The 22,894-nt window shown below is 49.1% G+C and carries 12 protein-coding genes and 1 other annotated feature; of the genes, 1 reads left to right on the top strand and 11 read right to left on the bottom strand.

The annotated features are described in order from the left end of the window. Positions 1-5: 5 nt before the first annotated feature. The 11 genes from ACI3EW_RS07595 to leuS all read right to left on the bottom strand — a co-directional run bounded on the left by ACI3EW_RS07595 (position 6) and on the right by leuS (position 21,456). Positions 6-6,200 (bottom strand): hypothetical protein, encoded by a 6,195-nt coding sequence (locus ACI3EW_RS07595; protein WP_485663345.1) that lies wholly within the window; start codon positions 6,198-6,200, stop codon positions 6-8. Positions 6,201-6,709: 509 nt separating this feature from the next. After that, entirely contained in the window at positions 6,710-7,549 is an 840-nt protein-coding gene (locus tag ACI3EW_RS07590; protein ID WP_215702485.1) for a hypothetical protein, read from the bottom strand. A 281-nt stretch (positions 7,550-7,830) separates the two neighbouring features. Beyond that, positions 7,831-9,813 carry an alpha/beta hydrolase family protein gene (locus ACI3EW_RS07585; protein WP_405580274.1) on the bottom strand — a complete coding sequence of 661 codons (1,983 nt, stop codon included), beginning with the start codon at positions 9,811-9,813 and terminating at the stop codon, positions 7,831-7,833. 194 nt (positions 9,814-10,007) lie between these two features. After that, a complete protein-coding gene (locus ACI3EW_RS07580) occupies positions 10,008-10,964 on the bottom strand; it encodes an ABC transporter ATP-binding protein (protein WP_329752255.1) in 957 nt (318 codons plus the stop codon). Continuing rightward, on the bottom strand, positions 10,964-11,968 hold the full coding sequence (locus ACI3EW_RS07575; RefSeq protein ID WP_117469695.1) for an ABC transporter ATP-binding protein: 1,005 nt from the start codon (positions 11,966-11,968) through the stop codon (positions 10,964-10,966). Before ACI3EW_RS07575 ends, ACI3EW_RS07580 begins: the two co-directional genes overlap by 1 nt. Before the next feature lie 13 nt (positions 11,969-11,981). Continuing rightward, complete coding sequence (locus tag ACI3EW_RS07570) at positions 11,982-12,878, bottom strand: ABC transporter permease (protein ID WP_118531965.1); 897 nt, start codon at positions 12,876-12,878, stop codon at positions 11,982-11,984. 12 nt (positions 12,879-12,890) lie between these two features. Next, positions 12,891-13,823 carry an ABC transporter permease gene (locus tag ACI3EW_RS07565; RefSeq protein ID WP_117469697.1) on the bottom strand — a complete coding sequence of 311 codons (933 nt, stop codon included), beginning with the start codon at positions 13,821-13,823 and terminating at the stop codon, positions 12,891-12,893. A 203-nt stretch (positions 13,824-14,026) separates the two neighbouring features. Further along, positions 14,027-15,619 (bottom strand): ABC transporter substrate-binding protein, encoded by a 1,593-nt coding sequence (locus ACI3EW_RS07560; protein WP_329752256.1) that lies wholly within the window; start codon positions 15,617-15,619, stop codon positions 14,027-14,029. Between the two features lie 267 nt (positions 15,620-15,886). Further along, positions 15,887-16,774: a MurR/RpiR family transcriptional regulator gene (locus ACI3EW_RS07555; RefSeq protein ID WP_215702482.1), complete on the bottom strand. Its 888-nt coding sequence runs from the start codon at positions 16,772-16,774 to the stop codon at positions 15,887-15,889. A 286-nt stretch (positions 16,775-17,060) separates the two neighbouring features. Further along, entirely contained in the window at positions 17,061-18,656 is a 1,596-nt protein-coding gene (locus ACI3EW_RS07550; protein WP_405580265.1) for an ABC transporter substrate-binding protein, read from the bottom strand. Between the two features lie 388 nt (positions 18,657-19,044). Further along, positions 19,045-21,456 carry a leucine--tRNA ligase gene (leuS, locus tag ACI3EW_RS07545; RefSeq protein WP_405580262.1) on the bottom strand — a complete coding sequence of 804 codons (2,412 nt, stop codon included), beginning with the start codon at positions 21,454-21,456 and terminating at the stop codon, positions 19,045-19,047. Between the two features lie 178 nt (positions 21,457-21,634). Next, positions 21,635-21,907: a binding site (T-box leader), on the bottom strand. Between the two features lie 175 nt (positions 21,908-22,082). Between leuS and ACI3EW_RS07540 the strand changes: the two genes are divergently transcribed. Then, on the top strand, positions 22,083-22,841 hold the full coding sequence (locus tag ACI3EW_RS07540) for a sulfite exporter TauE/SafE family protein (RefSeq protein WP_405580259.1): 759 nt from the start codon (positions 22,083-22,085) through the stop codon (positions 22,839-22,841). The last annotated feature ends 53 nt before the right edge of the window (positions 22,842-22,894 follow it).

The following is a 22,894-nucleotide window of genomic DNA, read 5'->3' as shown; positions in this document are numbered from 1 at the left end:
TTCTGTTACGGAGTAAATATGATCGTATCTTTATAGATCTGACCACCATCTTCTTTCAGGAACTGGATCGTTACCGCATACTGGACATCGTCCTCCGAAAGTTCGATCGGAATTGTCGTCGTATAGGTTGACGTTGTTCCTTTCTGTGTAAACAGTCCTGTCGTTCCTGCTGATACCGTCTTACTCTCGGTATGAGCTGTACCCTGGCTGTCAACCCAGTTTACAGTCGTCTGGATCATCTTGATGTTATCAAGATTATAACCGTTGTATACAAGGATCTGGATCTGGTTTCCTGCATTTCTCTTGATCTGGATGCTGTCGAAACGACCTCCCCAGGTATCCATCGTCTTCTCTGCAGACTCGTAAGCCGCAAAGCTCTGCTTCTGGGCATCGGACATCTTTTCGATCTCGCCCCAGGTAAGTCCCGTCTCGGTTCCCTTGTTCTCCAGATCTTTTCTCGCATAGATGTGGAGCTTGTATTCTTTGTTTGAATCAAGGCTGCTGATCTTATCTGTCGTGGAAACGGTCACAATACCGTCCGAGACATTCTTTTCCCAGACACACATCTGATCATTGTTTTCAACGATCTTGTTGTCGCTGTCGTAGAGTGCGATCACATATTTACCTTCCGCAAATGCCTTGTTCGGATCCTGCGGGGTAACCGAGATGCTGAGTCCCTGTCCGTTGTTTACCGGTCTCGTTTCTACATAGAAGCCAGGATCGATCAGCTTATCCCAGTTGATCGTTGCAAAATAATTTCTGTTTCCGATCACGGACTCACCATTTGCGTCTTTCGCACGGATATAAAGACGGTACTGATGTCCAGGCTGCATCAGTGTGTTCTTTGAGAGATCGATCTTTTCGGTCATCTCAGACATGTAGCTTCTCGCGCGGCCGTCCTTGTCGATCCATGTTCCATCGCTGTTCTTTGTATAGCCCATTGCCGCAAGGATCGCGTCATTGCCTGCCACAACATGCTGCAGTTCAACACCATTTACGACTTTTTTCAGCTCATAAGTGATATCGAAGCCCTCTGTCAGGGAAAGACCGTAGGAAACATTCACACTCTTGTCTGTGTAGCTTACATAGTTGATATCCGATGCTTTAATTCCGGTGATATCCATTCCGTCCATCGTCTGGACAAAGTAGATCGCTTCGCTGTTCCTGTCGTTGTCAAGAAGCTCCTTTAAGGTATCACTTCCCATTGCCTTTCCAAGAACGTGGATCTCATACTCGGTATTCTGGCTGAGACCGGTGATCTGGCTTGTATAGTACGCAGCCTGATCTCCCTCGATCGGGATCTTTTCCTCAAAGACCGGATCTCCTGTCGTCTCACCTCGTCTGTAGACGCGGACCACGATATATCTCTTTCCGTCCTCTTCTTCCGCCAGAAGATCACGGCTGTTGGTACGGAACTGGAGGCGGCAGGTCGTAAGCGCTGTCGTTCTCATAACATCATTGATCGTCGGACTTAAGGTTCCAACGGTCACAGACATCTGGTTTGCATCCGCATCCCTTTCGAACATGAGTTTTTTCTCCACCTTGAGAAGCGGCTGGAGTGTTCCGCCGACTTCCTTGTAACCGGAAGTTCCGAGACGGAGCTGGAGGACCTGTTTATTGAATTCCTCCTCCTTCTGTTCATCCGTATAGGAGGACGGGAAGATATTCGATCTATTCTTGAACTTCAGAAGAATATCTCCATCCTTTTTGTTCTTCTTCGCATCCTCCGGCCAGAGACTGTCAATCTTCGTCACATCGTTGACTGTATACACTGCCATCCACGGAGTAGACCGAAGGTACGGATCCTTGCGGACAAGATTGCCGTTTGCGTTGATCGTATAGTACCACTCCATATACTGGCTGCTCTCACCGTTGTCAAGGGACTCCACGATATAATTTCCGGTCGTGCCTTCCGCGCTGTTTTCATTGGCCGGTGCATTCGTCAGATAGTACTGACCTCCGAAGCCGGAATCATACTGAAGGTTTACTGTAAAGGTTACCTTCTTTCCGCTCGTAATTCCTTTTAAGAGGGAGAGATCATAACCCACATACTGGTTTCCTCCGTCTGTCGTTCCGGTAAAACCAGCATAGTAAGAGGTATACGAAGTTCCGCCTTCCGGTGTTCCTGTCACGGTTACGCGGCTGACACGGTTCAGATCGATCGCATTATTCTTTACGATAAACTCAAAGCGCACCGTATTGGAATTGTTTGCATATGACACACGGATAGCAAGGTTGTTCTTTATATCGGAAGGTTCCATCGGCGGCGTATACATATGGGACGCCAGCGACAGGGTTGCGGAGGTCGGTTGGCTGCCGTTCTCCATGACATCTTTCTCATTATAGAGGACCTGATTCATCTTGATGGTGTAGGCCTGTGTGGCATCTCCCATCGCCATCTTCATGATCCCGTAATCGCCATCTGTTCCGATATAAGAAAGTCCATTTGTTGTCGGTGAAATTCTCTTCGCACCGAGAAATACTTCGCCGAGTGTGGTATCGTCCGTAATAGCCGTCTGTGCGAGCATGGATGATTCATCCACATCGTCGTAGTGGTATTTCCACTGCACTCCGCCCTTCTCGATCTTTTCGATATACATCTTTACGTCCGGAGACTGCTTCGGTGTGTCGACAACTCCCGATGAGAGCAGGGTGCCCTTACTGAAGCTTCCTGTCACATTGTTCGGGAAGATATAGTTGGAGTTGTTTCGGAAGGTCAGTCTCGCCTTGTATGCAAATACATAGTGCCATCCTCTCGTGACGTTTGAGTTTGGTCCCGCAAAGATCGAGACGGTACCGTTCGACGGACTATTGAAGTATGAAGCAGCTCCGCCGTTCGTGTTGCCGACCTTCTCCTCCTCGCTCATCCGGAGTCCCCAGGTGTTCCACACGGAATCCATCGTGCTCGTCACGCCGTTTACCGGATCCATAAAGAAGATATTGATCGACGGGAGCGAACGGTCATTCGCATTGACCGGAAGCGTAAATTTCAGTTTCGGGGAGTTATCCTTGCCCCAGTCTGTCCACTCGGTCGGATCATTTCCCTTATCTGTATCGGAATCGTTCTCATATCCGAGAATATCCTTCTCCGTCATTACATAGTAAGTGACAGAGTTCGCAAGTCCGCCTTCGTTGTTGTAGTTCGCGCGGAGGTTATATCCGACGATCGTGTCGTCCGCAAGGTTATCTTTTGTCGTTCCCTGCAGATAGGAGTTTGCCTTCGCGTTCGTGATGGGAGTCACAGTCACACCGGAAGTCAGCGGGCTCGGGAAATCCGGAACCTTCTCATCGTAGCTTACGGAGTAGTAAGTGGTACTTCCCGTCTCGAACGGAAGCTGGTTCTCATAATTTGACAGGTTCTGGGCAGAATCTGCCAGGTAGGAGTAGTTATATGTATAGTCGTAAACACCGAGGATCGCGATCGTATACTTGGATGCTGTCAGCTCTGCGGAGGAAAGGCCGAAGGTCTGGGCGCTGATCTTTAATGCGTCCTGACGTCCGTTTTCGCCCCAGTACTTGCTGACGAAATCACCCGTATACGGTTTGCTGTTGTTCGTGTTGTCGATATAGACGTCAACCGGACCGGCTCCCAGCGGAGTTCCGGAGGTGTTGGCACCTGTATAGATCGCAGCACGGACCATCTTGACCGATTTCGTTGAAAGATTTGCAGTGTCTTCTGTATCGGTATCTTTACCGAAGTAGACCGATACACCGACGTTCACAGAGGAGTCCGGAACAACGTTCACGGAGATCGGGCTGTGCTCGCCTGTACTTACAACGCAGTCACCGAGATATGTCCTCGTGAAATTCTTTGTCACCGGATCCTCAACGTAGCCCCATGCGGAGATACGGTAGCTGGACTTTGTCTTTAATCCGTACTGGAGGATCGGAATGTTGTATTTTCCTTCACCATCTGAGTAGTTGGAGTCCTTGGAGTTTAAATTGATCTTCATCGTTGAAGTGTAGTTTCCGCTGCTCTCGATCATGATCTCCAGCGGATGGGTCTCTGATGAAAAGATCGTTCCGTACTCCTTCGGGTCGATGGTAAGAACACCGTTGAGAGTTGTGTTCTTATCGAGGTCTGCGATATTCTCATTCCAGGTATAGTAAAGGGAAACCTCACCCTTGGAAGTCATCATGAATCCGTCGGACGGATCACTCGTAACTTCAACATTCTTTTCGTTATCGTAATAATTCATTGTGACGCGCACAATGTACTGGTGACCTTTTTCGATCTTGTTATTTCCATCTTTTGTCGGTCCGATATAGAGGGAGGTATTCGGCTTCGTGGAAGTCAGGGTTTCGATCAGTGCCCCCCTGTTCTCCGGATCCAGGATCTCCCAGGTATAACCGGTAACTGCCTCATCCTCATCCTGTACTTTTACAGAGAGATCAAAGTAGGTCTGGCTGTTTGCGTAGCCGGCCGGTTTTCCGTCAAATTTCGGAGTCTTCTTTAAGGTCTTCCATGTCTGGGTAGTACCGCTCGTCTTCCAGACTCCGCCCACATAGGACTCAAGTTTTACACTGTAAGTCTTATCACTCGTAAGAGTATTATTTCCGCCGTTTAAGGCTGTAAAGTCAGAAGCCGTGTCGAGTGTTACGAGATTGCTGTGATCTGCAAGCTCGGTCGCACTGACCTCTTTTCTCATGATCTCTTTTCCCTTGGAATCAAGGATCGTGATCCTTGCCTGGGTCGCTTCGGAGTAATCCATTCTCTCAAGGGTTACAACGAATCCGTCTTCCTTCGCATATGCCTTATCGAGGTTTAATCCCGAACTGTCTGTATAGAAGGTACGGTTGATGTAATCCCTGCTTCCCGTAATATTCTTTAACAGATACCCGGATTTTACGACCAGACGGTATTCCTGATCCGGACTTAAGTTGGAACATGTCACGGTGTAGGTCTCATCTGCCGCGAAGTTGATCCTCGTGTTGTCCGCTTCCCCACTTACCTCAAGCTCGACCGGCTGGCCGTTCTTATCGTAAATGTAAACGCTGCCTTCCTGACCGTTTAAGACATCGTCCTCATCGGTTACAGTGAAGGTTGCATCAAGAGTACCAGCTGTCAGCGTGAATTCCGTGATCTGGAAGGAGGCCTGTGCCTGGGTCTCCGGATTGTTTAAGCTTCCGTTCGTACCCTTTTTTCCACCGGATCCGTTGGAACCGCTCTGACCGTTGGAACCGCTTCCGCCATCGGAGCCATCATCTCCGCTGCTTCCTTCATCGCCGTCCTGGCCTTCGTTTCCATCTTCACCGTCTTCTCCGTCTTCGCCGTTGTTTCCGATCTTTCCTTCTTTTCCTTCGTCACCCTGCTCACCAGCCGCACCGGTCTCCCCGGCCGCGCCTGTCTCTCCTGCCGCGCCTTCTTCTCCGGACTGACCGTCGATAACGTCAAACTTAAATTCCGGTGCTACCCAGTCTTCTGCGGACTGCACCTGAATATTGTCATCTGCGTTTAAGAGCATCTCCTGAAATGTCATACGGCTGTTTCCCTGGGCATCAGAAATAATCTGGTCACCGAAGTCATAGCGGACTCCATTGCCCAGAGTAATATAGGTTCCATCCGCAACGACCTGATACTGATGGTTCTCATCCGCAAGACAGATAATTCCCTGTTCCGGGTATTCTGCCTCTATCCATCCATCAACTGCTATCTCCTCGCCGGAGGGCAGGTGTAAGGACGCGCCGTTTGAGTAGAGCATAAAGCGGTCATCGCCGATCTTCCAGATAAAGTTGTTGAAGGAGATCTCATTCCCGTTGTTCTCAACGGAGAATCCACCGCTTGAAGCCGCAATAACGGTATTTTTTTCTACTCCATAGTGGTTTACAAGTCCTGTGTTGATATCATCCAGATTTACAAGGACGCCATCGGACAGCGCACTGGCAGAACCATCTGCATAGTGCAGGAAACTTTCTTTCCCAACGCTGCGCTTTGTTCCTTCAACATCGTGAAAGACAAGTTCATTCGGGAATTTTCCTCTTACCTTTGTTCCTCCGGAGAAATAGTACGATTCCGGGGCTGTTTCTTCGCTCCCACTTTTCTCGCTTTGCGTACTTTGCCAATCTGACGACAGAACATAGCCATCCGCCGCCATCGAGGATTCTCTCGCTGATGACATAAAGATCCCGGCTGATAATGTTCCTGCGGCGGCAAGCAGCGTCGTTGCGCCGATCGCAATCAGTTTTCCGTATTTCGACATTTTTTCTCACCTCTTGATTATGCTGGGGACATATCTGTAAGCTTTTTCACATACTTCTGTTCATAAGTATCCCATAATACATAATGCTACCATGTTTGGAAAAAAATGTCTATATTTCTATGGTTTTTTTGCCTATTCGCGTCGATTTCTGTACTAAATACATAAAGTTTGATGGATTTTATCCATTCCGTTCAGTGAAATTTCAGAGCTGTTATCCGTGTAGCGACAGATTTTGTCCTGCTTCTCTTCCTATTATAATGTGTCTTTTTATAATATGTCTCTGTGCCATAGGTAACTTTTTGAATTTTCCAATCATAAAAATAGACTACGCCTTGGCACATTCTCTTGTCTCGCGCGGTCGCTTGCGACAATCTACATCTTCGCGCGGGTGCGCACCATTGGCGCGTTAGTGCCTTTTGTGTAATAGGAAATTCCTCGGAATTTCCTATTACACAAAAAATGCCTCCGGATATCGTTACTGTATCCATGAGGCATCTTTCTCTTCTTATTTAGTTCACCATATCTTCCAGATCTTCTACTTCCCCGGCGATCATGATTCTGGTCCCGGAATCCATAGACTGGATCAGCATTCTCACATAGGACTGGGCGAGCTGGATCCCGCAGAGAGATCTGTTCTTCGCACCGGACTGCTGGCAGTTTACCACCAGAGCCGGATAGCCTTCCGCACCCTCCTCCGGTTTTAATATCATTCCAAAGTTGGAAAAAGCACGCATTGCTTCCAGATTGACAAACTGAGTTGTCAGAAGTCCTTCCGGCTTCTTTCCGGCGATCACGCCGAAACCGTCTGCTTCCGGATCCGTGATCCAGTAATCATTTTCCGTAAGTTTCCGGTACGGTGCAAGACTGCCCGGATCATTCTCACTTCCGAAGGTGCTCTCCAGACGGTAAACACCATACACCTCAGAATCATCATCCTGTCCACCGGAAACATAGCAGTTGACCGAAAAATTTTCCTGCCAACCGGTATCCGTTCTCGAGAGGTAGAGAAGTCTCGAGTTCCCCGGAAGCTGTTTTCTCTTCGCGCGGACAACCTTCTCGCTGGAGGTACGATCTTTTGTTGTTTTTACTGTATCTGTTTCGGTGTCCAGATTATTGATGATCAGGAGCAGGCTGTTTACATCGTCACCAATCCCCATCTTATCGATCCAGCGTCCTTTATCCTGCTGGGTCTTCCAGCCGAGGTCTACCTCTACCTCATCATCGGGCATCTCTGCGTCCATCGTGATCGTATCGACTTGCGCAGATCTTACTGCGCCAGACGCAGTGCCGCCGAAAATCCCGATCGCCGCTGTCAGCGCAAGAACTATCGCAAATAAGCGTTTCCGCATGCAAAAATCTCCTTCTCTGATCCGGTCCCGCCGCAAAGCTTACTGCTTTCGCATTCCCACAGGGATCACGTTTTTCGAAAACCGGATATAAAATCGAATTCCTTCCGGGATCTGTAAAGACAGACCCACGCTTATATGTATCGTACCATACTTTACACCGCTTGTCACTGAAAAATCTACACTGACGAAATTTTGCCACAAAAATTCCATAATAAAGGCTGCCCTTTCGGACAGCCTCTTTCCTTTAATATAAATTGCTGATTTTTCTGTTGTCTGCCATCTTACTTCAAATACTTCTCAAACCACTCCATCATCTCCGTCATTCTGCGGATTCTGTGTTTCGGTTTACCGCTTCTTGAGAGTTCGTGGTTCTCGCCATGGAAGAGGCACATGCGGGCTTCTACACCAAAGTATTTTAACGCGGAGAACATCTGGATCGCGTCGCCCATCCAGCAGCGGTAGTCTTCGTCCGACTGGATAAAGAGGGTCGGGGTTTTCGCCATGTTAGCGTATTTTAACGGGGAGTGCTGCCACATCTTTTCCGGGCTGTTCCACGGATCTGCCTTGATCTGATCCATATTGAAGTAATAGCCAATATCGGTGGTCATGCACTTGGATACCCAGTTGGAGATACTTCTCTGGGAGCAGGCCGCTGCGAATCGTGTGGTGTTTCCGATCACCCAGTTTGTCATAAATCCGCCGTAGCTTCCGCCCATAACGCCCAGGTGCTTCTCGTCAACCTGCGGATAGCGCTTCAATACCTCATCTGTGAGTGCCATGCAGCATTCAAAGTCGATTCCGCCGTGCTTTCCGGTGATGTCTGCGAACTCATTTCCGCGTCCGTCACTTCCAAGCGGGTTCGTAAAGAATACGAAATATCCGGCATTCGCAAATACCTCGCTCTCGTGGAAGAACGTCGGTCCGAAGGTCGCGCGCGGACCGCCGTGGATCGTTAAGATTCCCGGATATGTCTTATTCGGGTCAAAGTTCACCGGTTTGATCACATAGCCGTCCAGCTCCAGATCTTTATATGTAAAGGTAAACTCCTCAACCGGGCAAACACTTCTCTCCGCCATCACCGCGTCGTTAAAGGAAGTGAGCTTCGTCTCCTCTTTTCCGTCAAAGGCGTAACACTCAGTGAGTCCCATATCACGCATGCCTGTAAAGTAAATGGTATCGCCGGACTTCGCCAGTGTGTGGACGCTTCCCTGGCGGTCCAGGATCGTCTCCATGTGACCCTCAGCGTCAAAGGTACGAATCACGCTCTGTTTTCGCAGCGTCGCGATAAAGTAGATCTTGTCGTCGTCATGGATCGCGGAAGCTCCGTCCGCAAACTTGCAGTCGCAGCAGATCGAGTTGTGGACGCTGTCATCATAGTCGGAAAGAAGCTCTACCCTGCCGTTCTCCACCGTATACAGCTTGTCATTCTCATTAAAGCCGTATTCTTTCATGTAGGAACCGAAGAAGGTTACTTTTCCCTTGAGGATGCACGCGTAATCGATGCTCATATCCTTTTGCTCTACAAGAGTCTTTAACTCACCCGTGGAGATCGTATACTGCTTTAATCCCTGGTAGACATCCTTTTTATCCGTGTAAAGGCTGGAAACATAGAGGATCGTATCATCGCCCTCGACCCAGGAACTCTCGACATTCTCGTAATCCGGAGTCACAATCTCACAGGAACCGCTCTCCATGTCATAGACTGCAAGTCTCGTTCTCTTCTTATTTACAATGCCCTGACCATTCGCCCAGAACGGAAGCTCATCGAAGACTTCATAGTCTTTCTCGTCCTTCCACGCCTTTAAAGCAGCTCTCTTCTCCTCGCCCTCTTCCATGTGGGAGAGATCCGGCTTGTTGTAATCATATTTCACTGTGAGGACAAGTTTCTTTCCGGCTTTTTTCATCTTCACTGCCTTATACGGAACAGCAAACGCGAACTGTGCCTCACCGCCATGGATGTTCAGGGTGTAGAAGCAGGTCCAGTCTTCCTCGTTCTTCATTTTTTCCTGATAAGCCTTCTCACGGTCCGCAATAAAGAGGACAGTTTCGGAATCCATCCAGATAAACGTGCGCTCTTTCTTTCCGCTTGTCAGTCTGGACGTTTTCTTTGTCTCCATATCATAGAGCCATAAGCAGGACTCATAGCAGTTGTCCTTCTCGTTGGCATCCACCACCGCCATCACCGCGTGCTTTCCATCCGGTGCCGGGGTAAAGATCGTGGGATAATGATAATTTGTAAAGTCTCTGATATCGATCTGTTTCATGGTTCCAGGTCCTCTCTTTCCTTTTTATATATGTAGTTTTATCGCAGGATCATTTCCCTGTCAAATTTATTATACTTACAAAAGAAGCTGCCCTCACAGCCCTGCACAGCATCCACTGCATCCATTTCTGTCGGCATTTCCTATTACACAAAATACCCCCGCCAGAATACCGGCGGGGGCATACGAATGTCTCCTTATTTGCCTTCCGTCAGATGGCATGCCACGAAATGATTCGGTTCGATCTCGCGGAGCACCGGTTCCTCGCTTCTGCAGCGGTCTGTCGCATACGGACAGCGGGCAGCAAAACGGCAACCTGGCTTCGGGTTGATCGGGGAAGTGATCTCACCCTTTAAGATGATACGCTCTCTCTTCTTTTTCAGGCTTGGTACCGGAATTGCAGAGAGCAGAGCCTGTGTATACGGATGAGTCGGCTTATCGAAAAGCTGTTCAGACGGAGCTTTCTCGATGAGCTGTCCAAGATACATAACCGCGATATCATCCGCAAAGTGGTTGACAACGGAAAGGTCGTGTGTGATGAAGATATAGGTCAATCCCATCTGTTCCTGAAGATCCTGCATCAGGTTTAAGATCTGTGCCTGAATGGATACGTCAAGGGCAGAAACCGGCTCGTCGCAGACGATAAGCTTCGGTTTCATCGCAAGTGCTCTCGCAATACCGATACGCTGGCGGCGGCCACCGTCAAGCTCATGCGGGTATGTATTGATCAGGCGGTCTGCAAGACCTACGACCTGCATCAGCTCACGCACTCGATCCATACGGGCTTTCGGGTCCGTAATAAGCTTCTGGAGCTTTAACGGCTCAGCAATGATCTCACTGACTGTCTTTCTCGGGTCAAGGGACGCGTACGGGTCCTGGAAGATCAACTGCATGTCACGTCTTAAGAGACGGAGTTCATTTTTATTCTTTTTACATACATCCTCACCATCGAAGATGACCTCACCGGCAGTCGGCTCGATGAGACGTAAGATCGAACGTCCTGTGGTGGACTTACCGCATCCGGACTCACCTACGATACCGAGGGTTTTTCCACGTTCCAGAGTGAAGTTCACGTCATCGACCGCATGGAGCAGTCCCTTTGGAGTGTTGAAATATTTTTTCAGGTGTTTTACTTCAAGGATCGTATCTGCCATTACTGCTCACTCCTTTCAATGGAAAATCCCGGCTCTTCGTAGCGGACGCAGCGCACATAATGCGTATCGCTCGCCCACTTCTTTTCCGGTCTGTCTTTTTTGCACGCTTCTGTGCAGTACTTACATCTCGGGGAGAACGGGCAGCCTTTCGGAAGGTTTGTCGGATCCGGCATCAGGCCCGGAATCGGCTGAAGTCTCGCCTTGCGGTCTTCAATGTTCGGAAGGGAACCGAAAAGACCTTCTGTGTATGGGTGCATGGTGTGGTTGAAGATATCTTCCAGAGTTCCATGCTCAACGATCTGTCCCGCGTATACAACGGAGACCTCATCACAGACCTCTGCGATAATTCCCAGATCATGGGTGATCATGATCATCGCGGAACCAAATTTCTTTCTTAAATCCTTCATCGTCTCGAGAACCTGTGCCTGGATTGTCACATCGAGAGCGGTTGTCGGCTCATCGGCAAGAAGGAGCTTCGGGTTGCAGGCGAGAGCCATAGCGATAACGACACGCTGCTTCATACCTCCGGAGAACTGGTGCGGATACTCGCCGAAACGTTCTCTCGGAATACCTACCACTTCCAGCATATCGCCGGCTTTCTGTTCAGCCTCTTTCTCACTGATCTTATCATGGAGCTTGATAACCTCGGCGATCTGGTCACCGACGGTGAGCACCGGGTTTAAGGATGTCATCGGATCCTGGAAGATCATGGAAACGGTATTTCCACGGATCGCCTCCAGCTCCTTCTGCGGCATATTTAAGATATCTTTTCCGTCAAGAAGGATGGAACCGTTTTTAATAACTCCCGGCGGGTCCGGAACGAGACGCAGGATTGAAAGAGCGGTTGTTGTCTTTCCGGATCCGGTCTCTCCTACCAGTCCTAAGGTTTTTCCGTGCTCTAACTGGATATCGATGCCGTTTACCGCCTCTACAACGCCGTCATCGGTCTCATAATGGATCACAAGATCCTTAATATCAAGAATTAAGTTTTTGTTATCTTCCAATATTTTGTCCTCCCTACTTCTTCAGTTTCGGGTCTAATGCATCACGAAGACCATCGCCTAACAGGTTCAGGGAAAGGATCGTAATGATAATCGCAATACCCGGGAATATGGTCAGGTGCGGAGCGTTTCTTAAGTAAGCACGTCCGCCGGAAAGCATTGCGCCCCACTCCGGTGTCGGAGCCTTTACGCCAAGGCCCAGGAAGCTTAAGCCGGATGTAGAAAGGATCGCGGATGCAACCTTTAAAGATACCTGAACGATGATCGGTGCCATACAGTTCGGGAGAATATGGGAGGAAATGATCTCGAAGTTGTTTGCTCCGATACATTTCGCCGCCTCTACGAATTCCTGATCCTTTACGGTAAGGACGGAAGCCCGGACGATTCGCGCGTAGCCCGGCACGGAAGAGATCGCGATGGCAAGCATTAAGTTGAAGATGCTCGGTCCAAGTGCGGATACGATCGTGATGGAAAGAAGAAGGCTCGGCACTGCAAGGAAGATATCCATGATACGCATGATCACGTTATCGATCTTTCCGCCGTAGAAGCCTGCGATCGCTCCTAAGGATCCACCGATCAGAAGTGCGATGGATACAGCTACAACGCCGACACTTAAGGATACTCTTGATCCGTGAACGAGACGTGCCAGAATATCACGTCCGAACTCATCTGTTCCGAGCCAGTGAGCTGCACTCGGAGTCTGGAGACGGATGGCTGTGTTCTGCTTGATAACAACGGTATTGTAATCGAACAGGAAATCTGCAAAGATGGAGATCAGTACGAGGAAAACGACGATTCCAAGACCGATCATTGCCATTCTATTCTTTTTCAAGCGGCGCCAGATCTCTTTGAACTGGCCGCGCTTCTTTACAGTCGCGCCGGACGCCGCTTCCTGATTCTTTGATGTTCCCATACGCTTTCCTCCTTATTTTTTCTTATACTGCGCTTTGATACGCGGGTCAATGAAAGCGTAGAGAATGTCCACGCAAAGGTTTACGATACTGAAGGTGATCGTCATCATGATAACGCCGCCGAGGACTAACGGGGCATCTTTACTCTTGATGGAGTCTACCAGGAGACGGCCAACGCCAGGCCATGCAAATACAGTCTCGGTAAGAGTCGCGCCGCCAAGAAGGGAACCGAACTGAAGTCCGATAACGGTAACGACCGGGATCAGTGCATTCTTTAATGCGTGTTTCCGGATCACCATTTTCTCCGGCACACCCTTCGCTCTCGCGGTACGGATATAATCCTGACGGATGACCTCAAGCATGGAGGAACGCGTCATACGGCAGATCAGTGCTGCGTCGCCGGTACCAAGGGTGATCGCCGGCATAATGTAGTTCTTCCAGGATCCCATACCGCCGGATGGAAGCCATCCAAGGTTTAAGGAGAATACGATAATGAGCATTAAGCCCAGCCAGAAGTTCGGGGTCGCGACGCCTAGCAGGGCGGCGACCATTCCGACATTATCGATCGCGCTGTACTGCCTCGTCGCACTGATGATACCGATCGGAAGCGCGATGGCTACTGCTACCAGGATTGACCAGAACGCAAGCTTTGCTGTATTCGGGAATGCAGCCATGATCGTCGGGAAAACATCACGTTTTGTCTTGTAGGATTTACCCATATCGCCGTGAAGAAGGTTCAGCATATATTTTCCGTACTGAACGATAACCGGCTGGTCAAGTCCGAGGTCTTTTCTTGTCGCTTCGATCGTCTCTGCGTCTGCCGACTCACCTGCGATCATCGCTGCTGTATCACCTGGTGAAAGGCTTAAGATGAAATAAACCATGAAGGTTACGCCGATCAGTACCGGGATCAGCATTGCAAGTCTCTTTAACACATATTTGCTCATGCACACCATCCAATCTACCGCATCCCGCGGCTGTTTTTTTGTGTTTCCGAAACCCGTCTGTCGGGGCCGAAGTTCCGGATCCTTGTCTCAGGGTTTCTGGAATGTTTTCCGGGCTTTCACCGGATTCTGGAAAGAGGTACGGATCCCTTTTCGTGACCCGTACCCTGTTTTTGCATGGACTCTGTCCTTTTGGGGATCAGATATTATTTTTCGTAATGGCAGTTGCCAAGGTAATGCTGTGCGCCTTTGTGAAGCTTGAAGCCTTTTAAGTCTGCGCGGACACCAACATTATCGTATTTGTAGTATAACGGGCACCACGGGGAAATCTCGTGGAGACGATCCTGAAGCTCCTTGTAGAGACCCATACGCTTGGTATCGTCGCTTTCTTTCTGAGCAGCGATGATGAGCTCATCGACCTTCTCATCTGTTAAGAATGCACGGTTACCGGTCGCACCATGGTTCTCAGAGTAGAATAACTGGTAGGTGCTTCCGTCTGCGTCAAAGCTTGTGTTGGACCATCCGAGGATGAACATCTCATGATCGCCTGCATTTAAGGAATCAAGGAATGCGCCCCACTCATATGTAGAAATATCAACGGTGATTCCAACTTCAGCGAGCTGTGCCTGAACGATCTGCGCGGAACGTGTACGAACGTCACCGTTTACATAGAGGTTGCACTCAAATCCATTCGGATAACCTGCTTCTGCAAGGAGCTCTTTTGCCTTTTCCGGATCATACGGATAAGCTTCCTCCTCTTCAGACCAGCCCGGGATCGTGGAGTTGATATAGCTGTTTGCTACAGTTCCACGTCCCTCAACGATCGTATCAACGAAGGTCTGCTTATCCAGTGCGTAGTTGATTGCCTGACGGACTCTCTCATCGGAGAACTTCTCTTTCGTTGTATTCATTCCGAGATACTCGATGGAAGAAGACGGCTGGGAAAGAAGCGCTACGTCGGAGTTTGCTTCCACATTCGCACAGTCTGTCGGGTCAACGTTCCATACAAGATCGACTTCTCCTGCCTCAAGAGCGATGGTTCTTGCACTTCCCTCCGGGATTACGCGGACGGTAATGGAGGTTGCGATCGGTTCCTCACCCCAGTATTTTTCGTTTTTTGTAAGGGTGTAGTGATCGTTCGGAACCCACTCCGTAACCGTGAACTCACCGGATCCGAGTACATTCTCCACATCGCCGTAAGCATCGCCTGCTGCTGTGACAGCTGCCTCAGAAACGATACTTAAGTTTGTCTGGGTAACGATCGTCTTGAACGCTGCATATGGCTGTGTGAGCTTGAAGGTTACGTGGTAATCATCGTCAGCGATAACCTCTGCGATCTTTGAAGTATTGGACTTTGTCTTCGGCATATCCTTCGCACGGTCATACGTAAACTTTACATCCTTCGCAGTTACCGGCGTTCCGTCAGAGAAGCACGCATCCTCACGGAGCTTGAAGGTATACTCTGTATCACTCTTCATCTCATAGCTCTCAGCCAGATCAGGAACAAGGTTACCGTCATCGTCGATATCCATCAGTGTGCTGTATACGTGATGGATCAGTACTCCGGATGTGGTATCCTGCTGTCCTGCCGGATCCAGTGTTACAACATCTGCACCCTGAGCCACAACGATATCCGTCTTTGTGATCTCGCCGCTTCCGCCGTTATCGGTAGTTGTCTGCGCGCTGCTGCCTGCCGGTGCGTTTGTAGACTGATCAGCGTTCCCTCCTCCGCAGGCTGTAAGGATCATAGCTGCTGCCATTGCCATTGCTGTTGTTCTTGCAATACCCCTTCTTTTCATTCACAAATTCCTCCTGTTATTTTCTTCCGCTCCCCACAGCGGTCGTACTTCATAACGGTAGCATATGTCAGTATTCACTATACCCGTCATGCAGTACTTAGTTCGTTCTTATAGACCAAGAATAACAGTTTTGAACATATTTGTCAATAAAATTCAATTTACAAGGGGTTGTTTTAGCAATTTTCACAAATTGCTGTGACCTTTTTTGTATTGTATTTACTATACTCCTATTAAGCTAATAGGTTGAACTGTCCGAAGATCCACTGCCTATAAACCGTCTTTAACGAAGTCGATGCTGCCGATCGCACTTCTCACTTCCGAGAGGCGCCCACGGCGTTTATTCGTCTCCTCCGGGTTATCCATGGCAGAGAAATATATCAGGGCGTTCGCCACAGACATATATCCCATCACGGAATTATAAAAGAACAGGTCGTGGTTATTGCAGGTAAAAACGGTCGTTCCGTAGGACGCGATCGGTGAAGTCCTCTGATCCGTGATGGCGATCTGCGGGATCTTCTTCTTGTCGAGATATCTTGCGGTATTCACGATATGTTTCGCGTATCCGGGTGCGGAAAAGATGATCGCGCAGTCCTCCGGCGTGGCGTGGGCCAGATAGTTATTGTAGAGAGCCCGGCTCAGATTCGAGAGATCGAGCGCCTCCAGTCCCAATGTCAGGAGTCTTCTCGTCGTATAGGCACAGAGCCCTGTCACCAGCTCGCTTCCCACCACATAGATCTTCCGGGACTGCCTGATGATGGCCACCGCGGAGAGGATATCCTTTAAGGAGACCTGTTCAAAGGTCTTCGCGATCACATTTTTCTCGTTCGTGACAAACTCCCGGAACATTTCTTCCTTATCGTGGTCACCGTACCGGATCCCGCCCACATGATCCGCGATTCTGTTTAAACCGTCCCCATGGACCAGTCTCGTCTGTAAATGTTCCCGCAGACGGTTCTTCATTTCCACGAAGCTCTGGGCCCCGATCTTCTTCGTGAACCTTAATATGGTCACCTCCGTCACACCCAGTGTCTCCGAAAGCTCTTTCAGGGAGTAAAAGCAGACCTGATCCGGATATTTGAAGATAAAATCCGCGATCCTTTTCTGAACCGGGCTGAGTTTTTCATAGCTTGCGTTTACTTCTTCGAGAATTCCCATGCTCATCTCCTCCTGTTTTACTATTCAGCCCTATCCCCATTTTATCAGCGAATTCCCTGAATAGTTATAATTCACTATACATCGTACTATACATGATAGTGACATTATAACCGAACAATCCATGCATTTCCAGTATTTTTTGTGTAATTTTCAAAGAATGTGCCCTTACACCTCCGGGCATCCCGTGTGACCGCTTGCGGCGATCTGCATCTTCGCACGGTTGCGTGTCGTTGAAAAGGGGCAGACACCTTCATGTCTGCCCCCGTCTTTCACATTTTAAATATTATCAATCTTCATAGTGGCAGTTGCCAAGGTAGTGCTGTGCGCCCTTGTGAAGCTTGAATCCCTTTAAGTCTGCGCGGACACCGACATTGTCGTTTTTGTAGTATAACGGACACCACGGGGAGATCTCGTGGAGGTATACCTGAAGCTCTTTATAGAACTCCATACGCTTGGTATCGTCACTCTCTTTCTGCGCGTTGATGATCAGCTCATCGACTTTGTCATCGGTTAAGAATGCACGGTTACCGGTTGCTCCATGGTTTCCGGAATAGAATAACTGGTAAGTACTTCCATCCGCGTCGAAGCTTGAATTCGACCATCCGAGGAGGAACATCTCATGCTCACCTGCATTTAAGGAATCGAGAAGAGCGCCCCACTCATAGGTAGAGATATCAACCGTGATTCCAACCTCTGCAAGCTGGGCCTGAATGATCTGGGCGGAACGGGTACGAACGTCGCCGTTTACATAGATCTTGCATTCGAATCCATTCGGATAACCGGCTTCCGCAAGAAGTTCTTTCGCCTTCGCCGGATCATACGGATAAGCTTCCACCTCGTCGGTCCAGCCCGGGATCATCGAATTGATGTAGCTGTTTGCTACAGTTCCACGACCCTCAATGATCGTATCAACAAATGTCTGTTTATCCAGCGCGTAATTGATCGCCTGTCTGACTCTCACATCCTTGAATTTCTCTTTTGTCGTATTCATACCGAGATATTCGATGGAAGAAGACGTCTGGCTCAACAGCGTCACATCCGGATTTGCCTCGATGTTCGCACAGTCTGTCGCGTCAACGTTCCATACAAGATCGACCTCTCCTGCCTCAAGGGCAATGGCGCGGGCGCTTCCCTCCGGGATCACGCGGCAGGTGATCGTTGTAGTGATCGGCATCTCACCCCAGTATTTTTCGTTTCTTGCCAGGGTGTAGTGGTCGTTCGGAACCCACTCGGTAACTGTGAACTCACCGGATCCGAGAATATTGTCAACATCACCGTAAGACTCTCCCGCTGCTGTGACCGCTGCCTCGGAAACAATACTAAGGTTCGACGAAGTAACAATGGTCTTAAATGCCGCATATGGCTGTGTCAGCTTGAAGGTAACATGGTGATCGTCATCTGCGATAACCTCTTCGATCTTGGAGGTATTGGATTTCGTCTTCGGCATATCCTTCGCACGGTCAAATGTAAACTTTACATCCTTCGCTGTAACCGGAGTGCCATCGGAGAAGCATGCGTCCTGTCTCAGGGTGAAGGTATATTCCGTGTCACTCTTCATCTCGTAGCTCTCTGCCAGATCCGGAACAAGGTTGCCATCATCATCGACATCCATCAAGGTACTGTACACATGTTTCATAAGTACACCGGAAGTGGTATCCTGCTGTCCTGCCGGATCCAGGGTCACAACGTCAGAGGCCTGGGCAAAGACGATATCTGTCTTTGTGATATTTCCGCCGCCGGAGCTTTCCGCTGTTGCCTGAGTCTCACTGCCGCCTGCCGCCGCGGTCGTTGCCGCTGCATTGTTTCCGCCTCCGCACGCTGTCAGCACCATTGCTGCTCCGACAACGGCTGCCACCGATCTCGCTGCTGTTCTTTTTTTCATTCACATGCCCTCCTTCAAGTTATTTCTGTTTCGTCAGAGTGTTGTTGGTAATCGTTGAATGTAAATATTTACTATACCTATATATACACTCTTTTCTGAATTTCATGATTAAAGAATATCATTTTCTAACATCTTTGTCAATAAAGTTTTCCTTTCTGCGTATTTTTTGTTTAATTTGTTTGTTTTATTTGGTTTCAGCCTTTCTATAGTCATAATCTGTTTACAATTTGTTCAAAATTAACAAAAGGAGGTTTCCGGCATGTATAGTAAATACTAACATTTCGGCAGTGAAAAAGGGCGGGACCGCAAGGATCCCGCCCGGAATTTTTTCAAATACTTATATTGGCACGAATTTTTCAGATGATCCGACAGTTTCTGTCACTCCATCTTATTTTACAACAAGGTTTACAATCTTCTTCGGAACATAGATCTCCTTCACGATGTTTCCGGTGATCTTTCCTTCTACCGCAGCTTTACCTGCAGCGATCGCATCCTCTTTTGCGATGTCAGCCGGAACCATGATGACCGCTTTTACCTTACCGTTTACCTGTACGGCAACCTCGATCTCATCGTCCTTCATGGCTTCCTCATCGCACTCCGGCCATGTTGCATGGAATACGCTGTCCGTGCCGCCGAGTTCTCTCCAGAGTTCCTCGCCAAGATGCGGTGTGAACGGAGCCAGTAAGATCACGAATGTCTTTAATGTCTCCTTGTCGATTCCGCCCTCTCTCTTCGCAACGTCTGTGAGCTTGTTGCAGTACTCCATGAATCCGGATACTACGGTATTCAGGCTGAACTGGTTGAAACGTGTCTCGATATCGTAGACAAGCTTGTGGCGGAGCTTCACCATCTCCTTTGTCTCCTTGATATCCTTGTCCTTGCTGTCCATCACAAGGTTGTAGAAACGATTTAAGAATCTGGCAACGCCCTCGATTCCTCTGTCGTCCCACTCGGCATCCAGCTCCGGCGGTCCAACGAAGAGCTCGTACATTCTTAACGCATCACAACCGTAATCTCTTACAAGATCATCCGGGGAAACAACGTTTCCTTTGGACTTACTCATCTTGATACCGTTCTTGCCGGTGATCATACCCTGGTTGAACAGCTTCTTGAACGGCTCATCGAAGTCGATCACTCCGATATCGTATAAGAACTTCGTGTAGAATCTGGAATACAGAAGGTGAAGAACGGCATGCTCAACACCGCCGATATACATATCTACCGGAAGGTACTTGTCTGCTTTCTCTTTAGATACAAGTTCCTTGTCGTTCTTGTTATCTACATAACGTAAGAAGTACCAGGAGGAACCAGCCCACTGAGGCATTGTGTTTGTCTCACGTTTTGCCGGAGCGCCGCAGCACGGGCATGTGGTGTTTACCCAGGAGTCGATCGCCGCAAGCGGGGACTCACCGGTACCGGTCGGCTGATAGCTCTCAACCTCCGGAAGTTTTAACGGAAGCTGATCCTCCGGGACCGGAACATTGCCGCACTTCGGGCAGTGAACGATCGGGATCGGCTCGCCCCAGTAACGCTGACGGGAGAATACCCAGTCACGGAGCTTGTAGTTCACAGTCTTCTTACCAATACCCATCTTCTCGATGATGTGCGGAGCTTCTTTCTTTAATACGGAGGACTCCATGCCGTTCCACTCACCGGAATTGATCATGGTTCCCTTCGCGTCTGTGTAAGCTTCTGTCATGTTCTCGATCTCTTTGCCGTCCTGGGCGATGACCTGGATGATCGGGAGACCAAATTTCTTTGCAAACTCAAAGTCACGGTCGTCGTGTGCCGGTACGCACATGATCGCTCCGGTACCGTAGTCAGCGAGAACATAATCAGACAGCCAGATCGGAACTTCCTTGCCGTTTAACGGGTTGATCGCATAGGATCCTGTGAAGACGCCTGTCTTTTCCTTGCCCTGGAGACGGTCTACGTTGGACTTCATGGAAGCGTCGAAGATGTACTTCTCAACAGCCTCTCTTGTCTCGTCCGTTGCAAGCTCTTTTGCAAGCTTATGCTCCGGGGAGAGTACCATAAAGGTTGCGCCGTGGAGCGTATCCGGTCTTGTCGTGTAGACGGTGATCTTCTCATCACGTCCTTTAACCGGGAAATCCACCTCTGCACCGTAGGATTTGCCAATCCAGTCTGTCTGCATCTTTTTAACCTTCTCCGGCCAGTCGAGCTTGTCGAGGTCGTTTAAGAGACGGTCTGCGTATGCGGTGATCTTTAACATCCACTGGCGGAGGTTCTTCTTTGTAACCGGTGTACCGCAGCGCTCGCAGCAGCCGTTTACAACTTCCTCGTTCGCAAGGCCTGTCTTACAGGACGGGCACCAGTTGATCGGGAATTCCTTCTCGTATGCAAGACCTTTTTTGAACATCTGTACGAAGATCCACTGGGTCCATTTGTAGAAGGACGGATCTGTCGTGTTTACTTCCATATCCCAGTCATAGAGCGCCGCGATCTGGTTGATCTGACGTTTGATATTTTTGATATTGGACGCTGTGGAGATTGCCGGATGAACGCCCATCTTGATCGCGTAGTTCTCAGCCGGAAGACCGAATGCGTCCCATCCCATCGGATGGATCACATATTTGCCCTTTAATAACTGATAACGGCTCCATACATCGGAGATTACATAACCTCTCCAGTGACCTACATGAAGTCCGCTGCCAGACGGATATGGGAACATATCCAGGCAGTAATATTTTTCTTTCTTTCCATCATTGACATTGATCGGATTCTTTTCCCAGTTCTCACGCCATTTGCTCTCAATGGCGGTGTGGTTGTACTGTGCCATGACGATTTTCTCCTCCATTTCATATCGTTGAAGGCGGTACAGAAATACGCTCCGCGGATTTCGCCCGCCGCCGCTGCATTTACCAGAATCCAGGAAGATCCTGATTCTGTTTCATTGCCCCTGAGCGCCCTTTAAAGACGTCCGGCAATAAAAAAAGTCCCTCTATCTCTATCATTTTTATAGAGACGTGGGGGACTTACATTCTCACGCGGTACCACTCTATTTCATACTGGGTCTTCACCCGTATGCACTCTTTTTCCGATAACGGCGGAAACCGGCAATGCCTACCAAGAATACCGACGGGCAGTGCCTCGTTTTTCACTGCTTACGCCCACTTTTTCAGCATGCTGCTCCGAGGCGAGTTCGGAAAGCTTCTGGATGCTGCCTCGCACCGGCCGGCAGTTCTCTGTGCTCCGTATTCTCTCTTACTGGTCCTCTTCGACGCATTTTAACTCAATAAATTTACCATAGAATCCAGGTTATGTCAAGGTTTCAGAAAACCGATTGACTTTTTCCGGATTCTTATATAGTATGGAAGAACAGGTCTCTGCTTGAGATTCCATCAGAAAAAGCGGCATTTCGGCATTTTTTCATCTGGCAGCCGCAAAAGACAAGGGGGAATATCTATGGAATATGTCCACAATCTCATCTGGCTCTGCCCGCTCCTCTTTATTGCGGGATTTATCGACTCCATCGCTGGTGGAGGCGGATTGATTGCGCTCCCGGCCTATATGATGTGCGGAATGCCGATCTACTACGTCTACGGCTGCAATAAATTCCAGTGTGCCTTCGGAAGCACCGTGGCGGCATGGAAATACTTTAAAAACGGCTGTCTCGACCTTAAGATCACGCTGATCAGCGCAGTGACCGCCTTTCTCTCCTCCATGCTCGGCACGAGGATCATTTTCTACCTGAAGGAGGAGCAGATCCGTTCCATGTTGATGGTTCTTCTTCCGCTCACCGCGATCCTTGTGATCTTTATGAAGAATGCTTGGAACTATACGGACACACGGAAATCCCTGACGGTTCCTGTCGCCCTGAAGGCGCTCCTCATCGGCATGACCCTCGGTCTCTATGACAGTATGTACGGTCCGGGCGGCGGAACGATCGCGATGCTGCTCTTTACCTTCCTGTTAAAATATGATATCCGCACCGCCTCCGGAAACGCGAAGCTCACGCTGATCGTCTCCAACTACACGGCGCTTCTCTCCTACGTTCTTTCCGGAAACGTGCTGTACGCCATTGCAGTTCCATGCGCATTCTGCAATGTTCTCGGAAACTATCTAGGCGCCGGTTTCGCCATCAAAAACGGTGCAAAGATCATCCGTCCGGTGATGATCTGTGTGGTGACGGTATTGATCATCAAGATCATTCTTGGAAAATAAGAATAACACGGGAAGTAGCCTCTAAAAGTACCCTTCCCTTTACCCCATAAATT

This window comes from Pilosibacter rotomagensis (assembly GCF_045062245.2).
Classification (GTDB): Bacteria; Bacillota; Clostridia; order Lachnospirales; family Lachnospiraceae; genus Pilosibacter.
The sequence above is the reverse complement of the archived record's forward strand: the minus strand, read 5'-3'. Positions and strand labels throughout refer to the sequence as shown.